We start from the raw sequence: 17,203 nt of genomic DNA on the forward strand, positions 1-17,203 counted from the left end.
ATACAACACAGAATTAAGGCAGGAGATGGAAAAATCTTAAAAGAGAGTTTCAATTCAGATGAAATTACTTTTTCTACTCGATTTTCAGAATCAATTTTGGCTCGCATTCATTTTATTATTCGTACTAATCCTCAAGATAAGACGGTATGGGATTTCAAAGAAGTTGAGAAAAAATTAATTGAAATTGGTCGTACCTGGTCTGATGATTTACAGCATTTTCTTTTTGATACCTTCGGTGAAGAAAGTGCTAATCGTCTTTACGTGCGTTATAAAAATGCTTTCCCAGTTGCTTATACTGCCAATTTCCCTCCAAGAACAGCAGTGTATGACATAAAACATATAGAAGCACTATCTAAAGAAATTCCTTTGGTAATGAATTTCTATAAACTAATGGATGAGCCGCCGGAAAATTTCCGTTTTAAAATTTACCAGCATGATAACACTATCCCTTTGTCTGATGTGTTGCCAATCATTGAAAGACTGGGAATGCGGGCAATCAGTGAAAGGCCTTATGTCTTAAAATTTGAAGATGGTAAAGAAACCTGGATTAATGATTTCGCACTTCAATATACTCATGGTGCTAAATTTGAAATCGATGAAATAAAAGAATTATTTCAAAATGCTTTTTCCAGTGTATGGTTTGGCGAAGCAGAAAATGACGGATTTAATCAATTAGTTCTTGCTGCAGAGTTGAATTGGCGTCAAGTTGCAGTCATGCGTACTTATGCAAAATATTTCAAACAAATTGGGTTTACTTTTAGTCAGGAATACATTGAAACCGCATTAAACAATAATGCCCATATTGCTAAAAAATTAGTGAAATTATTTGAGTTGCGGTTTAATCCAGTCGTTGATGAAACCAGAGCTGAAAAATGTATGGAGCTAGTCAATGAGATTTTAGCAGCCTTAGATGAGGTGAGTAATCTCGATGAAGACAAGATTATCCGGCAATATGTTCAGGTTATTATGTCCACATTAAGAACAAATTATTATCAAGTTGATGAGAAAGGAGTCTATAAAAATTACATTTCTATTAAGCTGGATAGTAAAGAAATTCCTGGTGTACCTAGACCTTATCCTATGTTTGAGATTTTTGTTTACTCACCCAAATTTGAAGGTGTTCACCTTCGTGGTGGTAAGGTTGCGCGAGGTGGCTTGCGTTGGTCTGATCGTAAAGAAGATTTCCGTACGGAAATCTTGGGATTAATGAAGGCGCAGCAGGTAAAGAATGCGGTGATTGTACCCAGTGGAGCAAAAGGTGGTTTTGTTCCTAAGCATCTGCCTGTGAACGGCACACGTGAAGACATTTTAGCTGAAGGTATTAGTTGTTATCGTTTATTTATCCGTGGGTTGTTGGATATTACTGATAACTATAAAGGGGGAGTCATTGTTAAGCCTTCTAATGTTATGTGCTTTGATGAGGATGATCCTTATCTGGTTGTGGCTGCCGATAAAGGTACAGCAACATTTTCGGATATTGCGAATGCAATTTCACTTGAATATGATTTTTGGTTAGGTGATGCCTTCGCCTCAGGTGGCTCAGTTGGCTATGATCATAAGAAGATGGGGATTACCGCCAGGGGGGCGTGGGAATCAGTCAAGCGTCATTTCTACGAAATAGATTATGATATAGAGAGCAATGATTTTACGGTCGTTGGTATTGGTGATATGGCAGGAGATGTTTTTGGTAACGGCATGTTGTTATCACATCACATCAAATTGGTGGCTGCTTTTAACCATGTGCATATTTTTATTGATCCAGATCCAGATCCAGAGCTTAGTTTCAAAGAAAGGGAGCGATTGTTTAATTTGCCGCGTTCCAGTTGGACCGATTATGACAAAAATTGATTTCTAAAGGTGGTGGTGTCTTTAATCGAAGTGCCAAATCGATTCCTGTTAGCAAAGAGATGAAGGATATATTTAATATCAAACAAGCAACGATCGAGCCTAATGAATTGATCCGGGTTATTTTACGTGCGAAGGTTGATTTATTATGGAGTGCAGGTATTGGTACCTTCGTTAAAGCACAATCAGAGACTCATGCTGATGTGGGAGATAGAACGAATGATGCAACCCGAATTAACGCTAAACAATTGCGCTGCAAAGTGGTTGGTGAGGGTGGAAATCTTGGTTTAACCCAATTGGCACGTGTAGAATACGCACTCAATAATGGTCGTATTTATACCGATTTTATTGATAATTCAGCTGGTGTTAATTGCTCTGATAAAGAAGTAAATATCAAAATTCTCCTGGATAGCATCGTAGTCGCGGGTGATTTAACTGAAAAACAACGCAATGAATTATTAGGTGAGATGACCGGCGAAGTGGCAGCACTTGTCTTGCGTGATAATTTCGCTCAACCGCGTGCAATTGGTATTGCTGCGGCACAGGCAGTGCGCTCTATAGAATTGCATGGTCGTTACATTAATGAATTGGAGCGAAGCGGTAAGTTAGATAGATCGATAGAGTTTTTACCTGATGAAAAAGCGTTGTTAGAACGTAAGTTAAGTGGAACCAGTTTAACCTGTCCTGATATTGCTGTACTGATGTGTTACAGCAAAACCTTGTTGAAAGAGCAAATTTTGAACTCAAATGTTCCTGAAGATGCTTTCCTCAAGTCTGTCTTAGTTAGTTGTTTCCCTAAGCCGTTGCAAGATCGTTTTAGTAAGCAGATGCAAAATCATCCTCTGAAACGTGAAATAATTGCGACTAAACTCAGCAATGTTATTGTCAATGAAATGGGGTTCACCTTCATATATCGAGTGCAAGATGAAACAGGCGCTCCGGTGTCGTCTATCGTAAGAGCATATATGATTGCCAGATCGGTGTTGGATCTTGAGACCATATGGAAGGAAATTGGCGCATTAAATACAAAAATAACTGCAGCGAAGCAAGTTGAGTTATCCATGTTATATCTGCGTTTACTCAGAAGAGTAACACGCTGGTTCCTTCGAACGCCACGTATGGGACTGGATATTAATAAAGCAGTAAAACATTTTGCGCCAGGGGTTTGTGAACTTAAGAAAGCACTTCCTGCGGTATTCGGGGAGGCGAATCGTGCGAACTACGATGAACATTTTAATGAATACGTAGAGCTAGGGCTTCCAACTAGCCTTGCACATGAGTTATCAATTACACGAGCCTTATTCTCTGCTATTGATATTATTGAAGTTAGCCACCATACAAAGCTTGATGTTGCAAAAGTTGCGGAAGTATATTTTGGTATTGATGAGTTCCTGGATTTGTCATGGATTCGTTCACAGATCCTTGCACATCCTACAGACAATCATTGGGAGTCCTTGTCCAGAGAAGGCTTGCGCGATGATTTGGATTGGCAACAAAAACAATTGACAGCAGGCATTATCAGCATCGATAACAAGAAAAAGATTTCATAAAGTGTTTTAATGCCTGGTCAGAGAAAAATACAGTCTTGATTGAGCGGTGGCGCCATATTCTTGCTGATTTAAAGGCGAGTACAACTTTAAATTATACAATGTTTTTTGTTGCTATCAGAGAGTTGTTGGCTTTAACTCAAACGACTATCTCAGCGGAAAAAGATGTTAATGTTGTAGTTTAAAACGAAGCATTATTTTCTTCGAAGCGTTTGTCATCAAAGAGTAGTCCGCGCCAATGGGGCTACTCATTCTGTTGCAGACTATTACTCACGAAGAAGTTCTTTGCCCCTTCTGATTTTATTGAGTATAGTAGGACAAGTATTCTTTAGGCCATTTTTTTCATAAAAGAAACGGAAATAGTGTCAAAAGGCTTAATCAAGGAGTTCAGATAGTGAAAAGAGAGGTTGTCAGTTATTCAAGTGGGTCTATGTTCATCCATTGGCTCGTTGCTCTAATTGTTATATGTATGCTTGCGGGTAGTTTCTTTCTTGATGATTTGCCCGAACACTATCAACCAGCAGCATACATGTTACATAAATCCTTTGGTCTTACCGTACTTTTTTAATGATTATTCGCCTGTTTTGGATTGCGTATAGTGGTAAGCCAGCTTTGCCCGCTTCAGTACCTACCTGGCAAAAATTTCTTTCTCGCGTAGTGCAATATAGCCTGTATTTTTTGTAATTTTGATGCCTTTATCCGGTTGGATTATGTCAGTAGCTGCTAACAGAATACCCTCTTATTTCACCATGTTTAGTGTACCTTTTCCGGGAATAGCGCCAAGTGAAGCATTGGCCGATTTGATGGTACAGGTTCATAATACGATTGCCTGGATCATCATTGTGCTGCTTGTTTTACATGTCGCTGGCGCAGTCAAACACCATTTTATTGATAAAGATGAGGTATTGCGCCGGATCCTCCCTGGCCGTCAACGATAATCAAGCGAGGTGCTTATTTTCTGCGCTTTATGCGCGGAATCCAGCACCATCTAGATACGTAGCCTATATGCCCGCCTATCGTGCTATGTGTACGGTAGGCAGTGGATCTTAAGTTGAACAAAGTATTTAGATGTTAAACTTTACTAAATATTACAAGGTAATAATATTACAGGGTGCTTGCTATCTTCAAAGAGTATTTCATCGGGATGTTCAAATAAAATGCTTGCGGCAATTAAATAACGCCCATCTGCCAAAGGAGAGAAATCAATCAGTTCGCCTATTTCTATTTCACCAGAAGAAGTAAATATTCTTTTTCCTGCTAATAAAGGTTCCGCAGTATGTATAGTAAATAAGCGTAAACCATGCTTTAGTTTAGCTTTGTAATGGGTACGAGCAATGATTTCTTGACCTTTATAACAGCCTTTATCAAAGCTTAAGTAGCCTGATAAATGTAAATCAAGACGATGTGGCAAAAATAATCCTCTGGTTTCGGGGTAAATATATATTTGTTTCTGTTGGAGTTGTAATTGATGCCAAGCAAGAGAGCCACGCATCTGTTGCACAGCAATAAAAGGGAGACTTAGAGAAGAGCTTGCTTCTTTGGTCGTCAAAATTAAATAAAAATTATCACTTAGCTGATAACAGCATTGTTCGTCTGTATGCGTTACAGCAAAACACTCACTAGGTAATTGCAGATTTTCTGGTAATAAATCGGATTGATTATTGACATATAGTCCATACATTCGATAGGTCGATGTTTCCAGTTGAACCCTGGAAAGTAGCGATGTTTTCATGAGCGATGCTTTGGTTTCAGTCAATAAATCAGCAGGAATAACTAATTGCAAATGATGCCAGTTAATCACATCCAAGAGCGCTAAAATACGGCCTTTTAGATTACACATAACCCCTTGCTGCATTCTATCGGCAGTTACTTTGCGTATATCGCAACTTAATTGACCCTGTAGAAATTCTGCACTACGCTCACCGGTAACAGTAATCGATGTAAGATAAGACAAGTCAAACAAATAGTTTTTATCGGCTTGAAAATTAAATTCATCGATTAGTGGTGATAAGGCTGTATATGGACGGCTATTGAGCAAATATTCTTTAAAACTCATTTTAAATACTTAAGATTGCGATTAAGGGGGATTTTAGTGTAACATCGCCCGGTTTGACAATCAGGTAGCTCAATGATTAATCCATCAAGAAAAGCGAAGCTCATGTGGCATTGTAGACGAGGAATGCTGGAACTGGATTTAATTCTTATACGCTTTGCTGAAAACTATTTGGATAGGATGACGGAGAAGCAGGTAGATATTTTTGATGAGTTGCTTGGATGCACTGATCCAGAGTTATTCAGTTGGTTAATGGGACATGCAAAACCTCTAGACAAGGAGTTATTAGAGATTGTTGAATTTATCAAGTTGCATGATAAAACTGAATAAATCGTCTGCTTACATCAGATTAGCCACCCTTATTTATTTATCCGCAATGATGGTTCTTTATTGTTCCGCTTGGCCCTTCTTTCTTAAATGGACAGGATTTATTTTATTGTTATTACAATTTCTCCGTATTAAAGCCGTTTCTCTGCCCGGTTCCTGCTCTTTGCTGGTATATACACATGGCAGCTGGCAGTTACATGATGTGCATGAACAGCAGAAGACATACGCAACAATGCGGGTTATTATGAGCACCGGCCTTTTTTCCTTATAGAGTTCTCTAATGATAAGCAGCGCAAGCTGATAGTTGTTTTTTCTGATCAGATCAGCCAAAGTGATTTTAGGCTATTGAAAATAATGGGAAAAATAAATTAAATTAAAGCTGTCCAGTTTTTTGTCGACATCGTAGTTAGGTGGTTTAAAAATGGACAAATCATGCAGGATGCAGAGTTGGTGACTGAGAGACAATTGATTGATTTAGCGCTAAATGGAGAAGCGAAGGCAATGAACCATTTAATTTCTCGTTACCAAGCTAAAATTTTGGCCAAATAAAATCACAAGTATCCGACAATTCATTGGCTAGTGACTTAACTCAAGAAGTCAGTATAAAAATTTTCTGCAACCTTTCAGGCTTTAAGCAACACTCCAATTTTACTACCTGGCTATATCGTGTCACTCAAAACACGATTAAAAATCACTTTAGAACAATCCAAGTTGAATCAAATAATTTACTCTCCACACTAGGCGAGGAAAATAATTCACCTGAAGCCTATTTAATAGGTTTTCAGCTTGCTGCACAGGTGGAAAAGCTTTTTACTGCTATGTCGAGTGAATTACAGCACTGTTTTAGTTTATATGCGGTGAAGGGATTAAGCTATGAAGAGATTGCCAAATATCTTGGCTGTCCGTTGGGAACAGTACGTTCACGCATCCATCGAGTACGGAATATACTCTTAGAACATATCAATTATTTGTAATAGATAAAATTTTAAAGTGCGTTAGCAAAGGTGATGAGCTTGCAGTAAAAGCTGTGTTAGAATGCAGGAATCATGGTAAACCCTAGACTCTTATGTTGGAAAGTGACCGTTTGATTAGTGCTAGCTCAGCTGTGTCCGAAGAAGTGTTAGATCGAGCTATTCGACCCTTGAGTCTTGATGAGTATATTGGTCAGGATGCTGTCCGTTCACAAATGCGTATTTTTATCGATGCAGCCAGAAATCGCATGGATGCACTTGATCATGTTCTTATTTTTGGTCCTCCAGGGTTAGGTAAGACAACACTTGCTAATATTATTGCGCATGAAATGGGTGTTAATTTACGGCAAACGTCAGGACCTGTTCTTGAACGAGCCGGGGATATTGCTGCTATATTGACTAATCTACAAGAAAACGATGTTTTGTTTATCGATGAAATTCATCGTCTAAGTCCTGTTATTGAGGAAATTCTCTACCCAGCGATGGAAGACTACAAATTAGATATTATGATTGGCGAGGGACCGGCTGCTCGTTCCATTAAATTAGAGTTACCACCTTTTACTTTAATCGGAGCGACAACTCGTGCAGGACTTCTTACCTCACCACTGCGCGACCGTTTTGGTATCGTTCAACGCCTAGAATTTTATTCCGTGGAATCTTTAACCCATATTGTTTCTCGTTCGGCAAACTTACTCGGTGTTAATACGGAAGCAGCTGGTGCTAAAGAAATTGCCATGCGTTCGCGAGGTACGCCAAGAATTGCTAATCGACTTTTACGCCGGGTACGAGATTATGCTGAAGTTAAAGGAAGAGGGGTAATTACTTTAGAAATGGCCAAACTTGCTTTGGAAATGCTGGATGTTGACCAGCATGGTTTTGACATGATGGATAGGAAATTAATGCTTGCTGTGATCGAGCGTTTTGCTGGCGGTCCAGTTGGTCTTGATAGTATTGCTGCTGCAATTGGTGAAGAAAAAGGAACTATCGAAGATGTCCTTGAGCCTTATTTAATTCAACAAGGTTTTTTAATGCGTACACCAAGAGGCCGAGTTGCATCGCAATTGGCTTATCAACATTTTGGTATAGCGGTGCATGAATAAGAGTAATCCTATAGAGCATCAATCTGATATCCGAGTATATGCTGAAGACACTGATCTCATGGGTATTGTTTACCATGCCAATTACCTTTGTTTTTTGAGCGTGCGCGAACTGAAATGATACGTCAATCTGGCTTGTCTTTAACCACTTTAGCAAAGTATGATTGCCATTTTGCAATTAATGAGGTTCAGTTGCACTATTTAAATCCTGCGCGGTTAGATGACTTACTCACAATAATTTCAAAAATTGATAGTAGAACAGCATGCAGTGCAATATTTAAGCAGCTAATGTACAATCAGCATAAAAAATTGCTCTGCGAAGCAACGGTTAAAGTAGTCTGTGTCAATGGGGAGTTAAAACCAAGGCGCTTACCGGACGATTTATTCTGAGAGTTGAACGAATGAATAATTTTAAAAATTTTGAAGAAGCAAAGACGACTAATGGAGGAATAAAACGTGGTTAACCATGCCAATGTATTGGGCTATTTTATGCAAGCAGGTCTGGTCGTGAAGACTGTCATGATGATTTTGCTTGCTGCTTCTGTGATATCATGGACTCTTATTTTACAAAGATCTTGGTATTTCAATCGTAAAAAGCAACAGTGTGAAGCCTTTATTAGGCGTTTTTGGGATAGTAGTGATTTGAGTAAACTGTACGCTGATATTGATAGTAATCATGATGATAGACAGGGATTAGCTGCTATTTTTCATGCGGGGTTTAAAGAATATGTGCGCTCGCGTAAGACGGGAAATGTTATTCTTGAGCCGATTCAGCGGGTAATGCAGATAAAACATGCTAAGGAAGCAGCACAATTAGAACAGCATCTGCCTTTTTTGCATCAGTAGGTTCTATTGCTCCTTACGTTGGCCTATTTGGTACTGTCTGGGGGATTATGACCTCATTTCAGGCTCTTGGCCAAGCGTCACAAGCAACTATAGCTATGGTGGCACCTGGAATATCGGAAGCATTAGTGGCAACAGCTTTAGGATTATTTACGGCTATTCCTGCTGTTATTGCTTATAACCGTTACAGCACCCACGCCAATAGCTTGCTCGATCGCTATGACTTATTTCAGGATGAATTAGTCTCACTGATTGAACAGCAGACCTCGGTGCCAGTAAGAGGATAATCTTATGTTGAGAAAAAACGACTACTTCACGTCCAATTGCAGACATTAATGTCGTGCCTTACATCGACGTTATGTTGGTTTTATTAGTCATTTTTATGATTACGGCACCTATGTTAACTCAAGGTGTAACCGTGGATTTACCCAAAGCAGCAAGCGAGTCACTGAAACCTTCAGAGCGTGAACCAATAATTGTTTCAGTCAATCAGCAAGGAGATTATTTTCTCAATATCCATACTGCACCGGATAGTCCAATTGAACCTCAGGCATTGATGGTTAGAGTGGCTGCAGAATTGGAGTTAGCTCGCCAATCCAATCAAGCGTTGAATGTCTTGGTTAAGGGTGACCAGGGTGTTGCTTATGGTAAGGTGGTTGGTGCTATGAGTTTGTTGAAGCAAGCTGGTGCTGCTCAAGTAGGTCTACTGACTGATTCTACTGATTTAGAGCAGGGGAGTCGTGGATGATAAATGATCAGACTTATCGCAAGGCATTTTTTATTGCGATTGCTTTGCACTTTTTTTAGCTTTATTGTTGACTATGGAGTCGACTAATCAACGCCCTGTTATGACAGCTGCAAAAAATGAACCAAGCAACGTTTTACCGGTAGAACTTGCTGATCAACCGAAGGAGCAAGCAGTGAAGGCCGTCAGTGTGGACAGCCAAGAAGTGATGGAAACAGTGAATCGTTTAAAACAAGAACGAGCTAATCAATTAAGGGCGGAACAGTCAAGGCAACAAGCTTTGGCCAAACAAGCTGAAATGGCTCGTAAAGCACGTCTGCAGGAACAGCAACGGTTAGCAAAACTGAAAGAAGAGGCAGAGAAAGTAGCTATTGCAAGAAAAAACAAATTGAAGAAGAAAAACGCCGGTTAAAGCAATTAGCTCTACAAAAAGAGCAGGAAGCCAAGCGATTGGAAGAATTAAAACGTAAACAAGAATTGCTGCAGAAAAAGCAACAGCAAGAAGCTGAAAAAACTTGCGCAATTGAAAAAGAAGCAAGCAGAAGAAAAAGTAAAAAGCGATAAAATAAAAGCTGAAAAAGCAAAAGAAGAACTTGCACGCGCGGAAAAAGCTAAAGCGGAGTTAGCAGAAAAACAACGACAGGCTGCGGCCCAGCAAGCTGCGCAAGATGCGGCTAAAAAAGCGCATATTGCCGGTGAAGTTGATAAATACAAGGCAATGATTGTTAATGCAATAAGCCGGCAATGGATCCTGCCTGAGAACGTAAATAGTGGTCTATCGAGTCAATTTAGAATTCGCCTGGCACCTGATGGTGCTGTGTTGGAAGTAAGTTTGACGCGTAGTAGTGGTGATCCGGTGCTCGATCGCTCTGCCCAAACAGCTATTTATAAAGCATCACCGTTACCAGTTCCGACTGATCCAGATACCTTTAATATGTTTCGTGATATCAGTTTAACGGTACGTCCAGAAAATGTGAGGGGATAAAAGTGTTAGTTAAACGTTTGATAGCATCGTTTTTTATTGATTTCAGGGGTAGCTTTTGCCCTGGATCTTGAATTAACACAGGGTATTAATTCAGCATTACCAATTGCTATTAATTCCTTTGGCAATGATGAAGCCGGTCGACAATTAACAGAAGTTGTCCGCCATGATTTAAGTTTTTCCGGTCAATTTAATATCATTTCACCTCCATCAGGCATGCAAGACGGACAAGTTGCAGTTGGAGTTTGGCGTCAAGCTGGTGCGGATAGTGTCTTGTCAGGTCGTGTCAGTAAGATTGGCTATAATCGTTACGATATTAGTTTTGAGTTGGTGGATGCAGTAGCTCAAGGCAGAATGTTATTATCAAAAAGCTATCAAATCAGTGGTAATGAACTACGAGCTCTGGCTCACCATATTAGTGACGAAGTTTATCAAAAATTAACGGGTGAGCGAGGGGTTTTTTCTACACGGATTGCATATATCCTAGTGCAACGTAGTGGAGAAAACGCCAAATATTTCCTTGAAGTCGCTGATGTAGATGGCCATAATCCGCAAAGTTTGTTGGTTTCTTCTGAGCCTATTATGTCTCCTGCATGGTCACCTGATGGTAGGCAAATAGCCTATGTATCTTTTGAAAAAAAGAAGGCACAAATATTCACTGTCGATGTAGCAACTGGTAGGCGGCGTTTAGTGACTGATTTTACTGGAATCAATGGAGCACCAGCCTGGTCGGCAGATGGACGTCAGCTTGCTGTGGTATTATCCAAAGGGGGCTCGCCTAAAATTTATAGTGTGGATTTAAATAGTGGCTATATGAAGCAATTGACGTTTGGCGATGCCATTGATACCGAACCACGTTATTCACCCGATGGCCGTTCGCTGTTATTTACGTCTGGACGTGGTGGTGCGCCACAAGTGTATCGCTTATCTCTGACTGATGGCAGTATTAGTCGGATTACTTATGAGGGTAATTACAATGCTCGCGCTTCTTATACCCCTGATCAAAAGCATATCGTGATGCTGCACCGCGAAGACAGGAATTTTAATATTGGTGTACAGGATACCAGTGGTGGCCGAATAACTCAGCTAACTTTCTCTTCTTTGGATGAGTCGCCTTCTGTGGCACCTAATGGGCGATTGGTTCTCTATGCAACACGTTACAATGACAAAGGAGTTTTGGGGATGGTATCACTCGATGGCCGTATTAAACTTCGTTTGCCGGCTCGAGAGGGCGATGTACAGGAACCGGCTTGGTCACCTTATCTGGGATAAGAATTGATGTTTAAAAAGACTCGTTTGTTGTTGTCTGGGTGTTTTGTTATTGATAACAAAAAGTTATAGCTGGAATGCCTTGGGCCATCGTTTGGTGGCTCAAATCGCTTATCATCATTTAACTAAGCAAGCCAAGCAAATTTTTAATCATTACAATCATACTTTAGACAAACAATATCGCCCACAAAGTTTAGTTAATGCGGCAGCCTGGCTAGACAGTTTGCATGATCAAAATCACCTTTGGCTTGCACCAAAGCACTATATTAATATACCTTTTACCAAAGATCGTACTCGCTTGATACCTCCTACTAGAGTCAATGCTGTTTCTGCTGTTGAAGAAGCGATGAGGGTTTTAAATTCCCAACAGAAAAGTGATCTTGCCAAGGGCTTTAGCTTACGTGTTTTACTGCATGTAGTCGGTGATCTTCATCAACCAATGCACACAGTAAATCAATTTAGCGCTCGTTACCCTCAAGGTGATAAAGGAGGTAATCTTTATTACCTGGGTTCTAATCCCATTGCTTCTAATTTGCATGCTTACTGGGATAAAGGCGGCGGTTTATTGAGTCAAAAGCGGCATTACTCTCAAGCCCAGCTTAACAGATTGGCATATAGGATAGAAAAGCGCTGGCCCTGTAGTATGGACAATATGAATCTTGAGCCAAAAATTTGGGCAACAGAATCTCATCAGCTGGCAATCCATAAAGCTTATCGGATAAATGCAGGCCAAAAGCCCGATAAACACTATCAACGGATGGTTAAAATAGTAAGTGAGGAGCGTCTCGCTATGGCTGGATGTCGTTTGGCCGCAGTACTCAATACATTGGCTGCTAATTATGAATCTACAAATAAATAAAGCTTTGTACGGGACAAAAATTGAAAATGCTGTTTTGGTGTGCATCAGTGAAGCAATCTAGATCGATCTTTTAACAAGAATTCTGTGCTAGATTGCTTTACTTCGTTTGCAATGACGACGGAACAAATTTTTGTCCCGTGCAAAATGAATATTTCACGATTTATTAATATTTACTTAAGTTTTCCCCCATAAAAAGCAAGTAATTCGGATGGTGGTGTGATAAATGAGAAAAACAAAAACTTATCCAGCGTTCGTGAGTAGTCCTTTAGGGGAATTCCTTTTAACGCTACAAGTTAAACTGAGCAAAATTCAACAATCTAGACTCACTCAAACAGATACCTCCGTTGAAAAAACTTATTCAGATCAACAATTGGCTGCTGTTGCGCAAAGTTTTGACTTTTTGCTGAAAACTGCTTTGCCTATTTTTGATGCCGGTAATAGTCCAAGTATATTTAGCACCGCACTGCCTGGCATGATCTCATCTGGATTGAGCTTAAAATCGCTTCTTCCAATTTTTTATACTCCTGAATATGCCGTTTATGAAGTAATCGAAAAAGATTTAGAGGGTATACTAACAACCTGGTTAGATACAAAGAAAATTAAGTTATTTACCCCAGAAAATACAAATGATTTAAAAGCTATTCTGAAGGCAGAAATTAGAAAACAAAAGGAAATTCGTTTTGCGGCTGCCAGCAAAATACCAAATACTAATTTGGATTTACTTATAGTCAAGCTTGATGCGGTTATTGATACATTTAATTTTATCGAGTTTAATCAAAGAAAATATATCGATAAGAAAAATTAATCACTCAATTAAATTTCGGTATAAAAGAAGAATTAATCGGTTGGAATAACCAGTTTCAAGGTTTCAATCCTCCCTTTCAATTGAAAGTAACTGATTCTGGTCTCTATCAACTCATTGTTGAATTTTTATTACTCATTGATACCCTCCCTGAATCACTTGATGATTATATTCCTTTTCTAAATCCAACTGCTTTGAACCTTAATTTGAAAAGTGGAATTATTGCAAAATTACTTTCTGCTGCAGGGTTGAATCCCTTTCAGTTGGCAAGTATTTCTAGTGAAGAAAGTTCTAGTGCTTATTGTTATGACTTATCTATAGGTGAAGAAACAATATCGTTTAATGGTGATGAGCATTATCGAGAAGCCCTTCCCCAAAGCCGAGTATTTTTATATGGGCTTTTAAAGGAGTATTTTGCGGTTTATGGAGAGACTTTGCATGTAAAAAACGAGCGCGCTAAGGCTAGACTAATTCAAAATTTTATGGCTGAAGAAATAGATTGGGTGCAAAGTAAAGTCAAGCCATATAATGACAGATATCAAGATTTGAATAAGAGTTTTCCTATCGAAATTGGGCATGCAGATAAGCTTGATTTACTCAAACAACAAATGGTAGTTGCGAATCAGCTGCTGCTTGATATTGAGCAATTGATTGAAGGAATGAGTCACAGAAATTATCAACAGCAAACTTTTGCTGATTTGCTTGCCATGCATGACATGACGGATGCATTGGAAGCAGATTCAAGCTCGAAACTTGATGTGTCCTATGCTGCTTCGGTTTTGCCAACAATTCTTATTGCTGAAGATAACAAGAGGAATTTTATTGCTATTTCTGTTCAACAAACCTTACAAACCACGTTGTCCTCAACTCTGGATGATTTTTCTCGCCTGCAAAAACAAATAGAAGAAAGGAAGCAGATTTTCGCGCAGCAGGGTAGAGAGATCTTACAAGAATGGCATGAGGCAGAAATTAAGCGACATCAACGCGAAAATGAGCGTTGGTTAAGGCGTTTAGAAGGCTTTCATAAAGAGGTGGATAGTACTTTACGTCTTAATGAAATAGCGATGCTAGATAATAGTGACAATTTTGATCTGCAAATTCAATTAATCTCTAAACAATTGGAAGATTTAGCGCAGCATCAAGAAAAATTGAAGCAGTATGAAAGTCAGTTAGAAATCATTCAAGAAGAGCTCGATAAACCTGTTTCCTGTCCGGCAGGACTTTGCCAAGACGACAGTACGATGACTCAAGAGGCAGAGCGCTGTTATGCAGCAAGTAAGGAAGAAATGTCTCTTTGTGTGCAGGAGCTGCGTGAGAGTGCCAATTTATTTAAAAGTAGAAGAGAAGCGTTAGAGAAGCAGTTACGTAAAGCACAAGCTGCTAAAGCGTTTACCGAGACAATGCGGTCCTCAAATCCTGAAATCATTGAAAAATTGCTTGATGCAAAGAAAGAGCAGATACGAATATCGCTGATTGAACAAGAGAAAACCATTCAAAGTGTCAATGAAAGAAGATTGCAAATGCAACGAGATGAGGAAGGAGCTTATCTTAGCAGTGCAATGTTGGAAAAGAGTGATCCTTTGGCACAATGGTTGGCAAAAAGAGCTAGGGTTACCCAAGATATTCTTGGAGAAATACAAGCTAACTCAAAGCAAATTTTGGAAGTAGAGCCACATTTTACTACTTATTTTGATATTGAAAAATTACATTCGTTGGCAGGGAGCGCTGCAGCCCAAGATTACTTAAATAAAATCTTTGAAGAGCAAAGGGCTTTAGAGAATGTTGAGGATTACCGCGATTACCCTCAAATGTTTGCTGCTTTAAGTGCTGCGTATGACTGTATTAACGATTCCAAGGGAAGTTTTCCTTTTAAGCTTTTGGCCTCTTTGCCTGTTCTAAAAGCCTTTGTTATTGGCAAAAGCAATGGTTTTGAAGCTTTATTGACCCTTCTTGATGACGAAAGTACAACAAGGCGATGGCTTGATTATAACAAATCTGCGCCTCCAGGAGCTGTTTTGTTGGAGCAAAAAAACTGCTCTTGGAACTCATTGAGGCAAAAAATCGAGTTATAAGAGTAAAATAGAAGGGCGCAGAATCTTAGAAGATGTTCAAAAAATTTTTGGTTGCTAGAGATAGTCTGCAAGTCATCAACGGCCTGATGCGCCTTTTTCCAATGATAGATGACGAGATCGAAAAATTAATCAGGCAGCGTAGAGAACGGAAACGAAATGAACTGCTTCTTGCAATTGCGCAAGAAGAGAATGGCCTGGTTAAAGAGAAAGAAGCGGCTGCTATCTTGAGTCAAGAGGTTGATGTACTGAAGCAACTTATTGATTTATTAAGAGGTTGCCAAGATTTAAATAAATTGATTGCTGTGGTGGAGGCTTCTGACATCGAGTTTGGTTCTACTGATTTACTTTATGAAAATCAAGAAATTATAAACGGAAGAATTACAAAAATAATTGATCAACAGGGCAAGCTGAAGCTGTTACTAGCTACATTAGAGAAAGATGTAAACAGCGTGAATGATAATACGACTTATTTAGCTAACATTGAAACGATTATCTCGTTACTACGTAGTTCAGAACAAAGGGTTTTAAAGTTTAAGGAAAGTATTTTTAGCAGGAAAGTGAATGATGTGCAGGCACAAATTCAAGCTAATAAAGAAGCCATGGCAGTTATAGGCAAAAAACTGGCTGCTCTATCTATAGGGCAGGACATCTCATTGGACGCTCAACTAAGTCAATTAAATATCCTATTAATAGGATATAGCAGTTTTGCCGGTGCAAGAGCTTTAATCGCAGAACGGCGGAGATTAATTCAAGACGATTTACAAGCAATAAGTGATGAAAATTTAAAGGCACAATTTAGTTTGGTTAATAGTAGTGCAAAACAGTTAGAGTTGGGCAATTCTCAGTTGTTAGCAAGTTATTTAAACCAGGTTGATGAAGTTCTAAAGACTTATGGATCAGAGTTGCAATTACATTCTACAACTGTAAAGGTGGAGTTTCGTGAAACAACAGTGTGTTATGAAGATAATCAAAGCATTTTTATCGATACGGAAAATTGTCTAAAAAATTTCCACAGACAACGTTTACTGATTTAGCGAGTACCTTAGAGAATTTAAAGCCTATTAGTGATGCTGTTCTACGTAAGCTCGAAGCTGTCCACAAAGCTTCTGAAGTTTTGCGAGATTTACTGACTCAAAAACAAGTCATTAATGCTGCACTGAGTGAGCGTATAGAGGATAGAAGAAGGTTTGCTGCTGATTTTAGTCTGGCTTTAGAGCGTTACATGGTCCAAAGAAATGGAAAATATGCGCTTAAGGATTATGTGCTTTGGACTGATGGTGTTGCACGCAAAAGATTTATCGAGCAAGTGAGATCAGATCTAGATATTTATATCAAGTCTGGTAACAGTGAGCCTCTTTTTACTTATATCAATTTTGAAAGAGGAAAATTCGCTGGCTATAATCTTCAAACTATTCTGAGTCAGTTACTACATGGACTTACTGAGCAGGATAGAAAAATTCCTAAAAATTATGATGACAATAAATCGGACGCTTTGATTATTGAACACCAACGTGCTATTGCCGCTCTGGCTACTTTTGAAGCCGCCGGAAATAATAATAACAAAGAATTTGTTGGCGCTATTGAACAACTTTATGTTGAAATTGAAGGAATAGAGCAATATGGCCTAGGCTTAGACGATTTAACTGATAAACAGGGAAAAATTGTTCTGGAGTTAGCTAACTCTTTGAGAAACAAAGTAGATATTTTTATTATTAGTAATCAAGGACAGGCAGTGACTAAACAGGCGATTGAGTCTTTTCAAACCGAGTTCATGTATTTGGCACATACCCA

General features: G+C 39.1%; 14 protein-coding genes and 3 pseudogenes. 16 read left to right on the plus strand and 1 reads right to left on the minus strand.

Going from position 1 to position 17,203, the window contains the following annotated elements:
• The 3 genes and pseudogenes from BN58_RS24205 to BN58_RS33835 all read left to right on the plus strand — a co-directional run.
• A pseudogene (locus BN58_RS24205) lies at window positions 1–3,577 on the plus strand (NAD-glutamate dehydrogenase); the annotation flags it as partial.
• Window positions 3,578–3,786: 209 nt separating this feature from the next.
• A complete protein-coding gene (locus BN58_RS33830; RefSeq protein WP_019216808.1) occupies window positions 3,787–3,960 on the plus strand; it encodes a cytochrome b family protein in 174 nt (57 codons plus the stop codon).
• Between the two features lie 121 nt (window positions 3,961–4,081).
• Window positions 4,082–4,330: a cytochrome b gene (locus BN58_RS33835; RefSeq protein WP_019216809.1), complete on the plus strand. Its 249-nt coding sequence runs from the start codon at window positions 4,082–4,084 to the stop codon at window positions 4,328–4,330.
• 143 nt (window positions 4,331–4,473) lie between these two features.
• On the opposite strand, the gene ygfZ is transcribed toward BN58_RS33835, so the two are convergent.
• Window positions 4,474–5,448: a CAF17-like 4Fe-4S cluster assembly/insertion protein YgfZ gene (gene ygfZ, locus BN58_RS10650; RefSeq protein ID WP_019216810.1), complete on the minus strand. Its 975-nt coding sequence runs from the start codon at window positions 5,446–5,448 to the stop codon at window positions 4,474–4,476.
• Between the two features lie 72 nt (window positions 5,449–5,520).
• Here ygfZ and BN58_RS10655 point away from each other — a divergent pair, with 72 nt between their 5' ends.
• The 13 genes and pseudogenes from BN58_RS10655 to BN58_RS24235 all read left to right on the plus strand — a co-directional run.
• A complete protein-coding gene (locus BN58_RS10655; protein ID WP_019216811.1) occupies window positions 5,521–5,775 on the plus strand; it encodes an FAD assembly factor SdhE in 255 nt (84 codons plus the stop codon).
• A 542-nt stretch (window positions 5,776–6,317) separates the two neighbouring features.
• On the plus strand, window positions 6,318–6,746 hold the full coding sequence (locus BN58_RS24215; protein WP_083852177.1) for an RNA polymerase sigma factor: 429 nt from the start codon (window positions 6,318–6,320) through the stop codon (window positions 6,744–6,746).
• Between the two features lie 92 nt (window positions 6,747–6,838).
• Window positions 6,839–7,843, plus strand: a complete 1,005-nt coding sequence (ruvB, locus tag BN58_RS10670; protein ID WP_019216815.1) for a Holliday junction branch migration DNA helicase RuvB — start codon at window positions 6,839–6,841, stop codon at window positions 7,841–7,843.
• A gap of 87 nt (window positions 7,844–7,930) precedes the next feature.
• Entirely contained in the window at window positions 7,931–8,230 is a 300-nt protein-coding gene (locus tag BN58_RS24220) for an acyl-CoA thioesterase (RefSeq protein WP_019216816.1), read from the plus strand.
• A 66-nt stretch (window positions 8,231–8,296) separates the two neighbouring features.
• Window positions 8,297–8,970: pseudogene (gene tolQ / locus BN58_RS24225) on the plus strand (protein TolQ).
• 35 nt (window positions 8,971–9,005) lie between these two features.
• Entirely contained in the window at window positions 9,006–9,431 is a 426-nt protein-coding gene (gene tolR, locus BN58_RS10685; RefSeq protein ID WP_026069412.1) for a protein TolR, read from the plus strand.
• A pseudogene (gene tolA, locus BN58_RS37010) lies at window positions 9,428–10,413 on the plus strand (cell envelope integrity protein TolA). Before tolR ends, tolA begins: the two are co-directional and overlap by 4 nt.
• Window positions 10,414–10,449: 36 nt before the next feature.
• Window positions 10,450–11,682 (plus strand): Tol-Pal system beta propeller repeat protein TolB, encoded by a 1,233-nt coding sequence (tolB, locus tag BN58_RS10695; RefSeq protein WP_019216818.1) that lies wholly within the window; start codon window positions 10,450–10,452, stop codon window positions 11,680–11,682.
• A 49-nt stretch (window positions 11,683–11,731) separates the two neighbouring features.
• Window positions 11,732–12,538: a S1/P1 nuclease gene (locus BN58_RS10700; protein ID WP_051131891.1), complete on the plus strand. Its 807-nt coding sequence runs from the start codon at window positions 11,732–11,734 to the stop codon at window positions 12,536–12,538.
• A 223-nt stretch (window positions 12,539–12,761) separates the two neighbouring features.
• A complete protein-coding gene (locus BN58_RS10705) occupies window positions 12,762–13,343 on the plus strand; it encodes a hypothetical protein (RefSeq protein ID WP_019216820.1) in 582 nt (193 codons plus the stop codon).
• Between the two features lie 80 nt (window positions 13,344–13,423).
• Window positions 13,424–15,412, plus strand: coding sequence for a hypothetical protein (locus BN58_RS10710; RefSeq protein ID WP_019216821.1), 1,989 nt, complete (start codon window positions 13,424–13,426; stop codon window positions 15,410–15,412).
• Between the two features lie 32 nt (window positions 15,413–15,444).
• Window positions 15,445–16,446, plus strand: coding sequence for a hypothetical protein (locus BN58_RS10715; protein WP_019216822.1), 1,002 nt, complete (start codon window positions 15,445–15,447; stop codon window positions 16,444–16,446).
• A partial coding sequence (locus BN58_RS24235; RefSeq protein ID WP_040916438.1) for a hypothetical protein occupies window positions 16,407–17,203 on the plus strand: 797 nt, incomplete at its 3' end. The genes BN58_RS10715 and BN58_RS24235, both read left to right, overlap by 40 nt.

Source organism: Legionella tunisiensis (genome assembly GCF_000308315.1).
Taxonomy (GTDB): domain Bacteria; phylum Pseudomonadota; class Gammaproteobacteria; order Legionellales; family Legionellaceae; genus Tatlockia; species Tatlockia tunisiensis.

Coding starts and splice junctions, on each gene's coding strand:
- BN58_RS33835 (WP_019216809.1), top strand. CDS start 4,082: ATGCCTTTATCCGGTTGGATTATGTCAGTAGCTGCTAACAGAATACCC.
- ygfZ (WP_019216810.1), bottom strand. CDS start 5,448: ATGAGTTTTAAAGAATATTTGCTCAATAGCCGTCCATATACAGCCTTA.
- BN58_RS10655 (WP_019216811.1), top strand. CDS start 5,521: ATGATTAATCCATCAAGAAAAGCGAAGCTCATGTGGCATTGTAGACGA.
- ruvB (WP_019216815.1), top strand. CDS start 6,839: ATGTTGGAAAGTGACCGTTTGATTAGTGCTAGCTCAGCTGTGTCCGAA.
- BN58_RS10705 (WP_019216820.1), top strand. CDS start 12,762: ATGAGAAAAACAAAAACTTATCCAGCGTTCGTGAGTAGTCCTTTAGGG.
- BN58_RS10715 (WP_019216822.1), top strand. CDS start 15,445: ATGTTCAAAAAATTTTTGGTTGCTAGAGATAGTCTGCAAGTCATCAAC.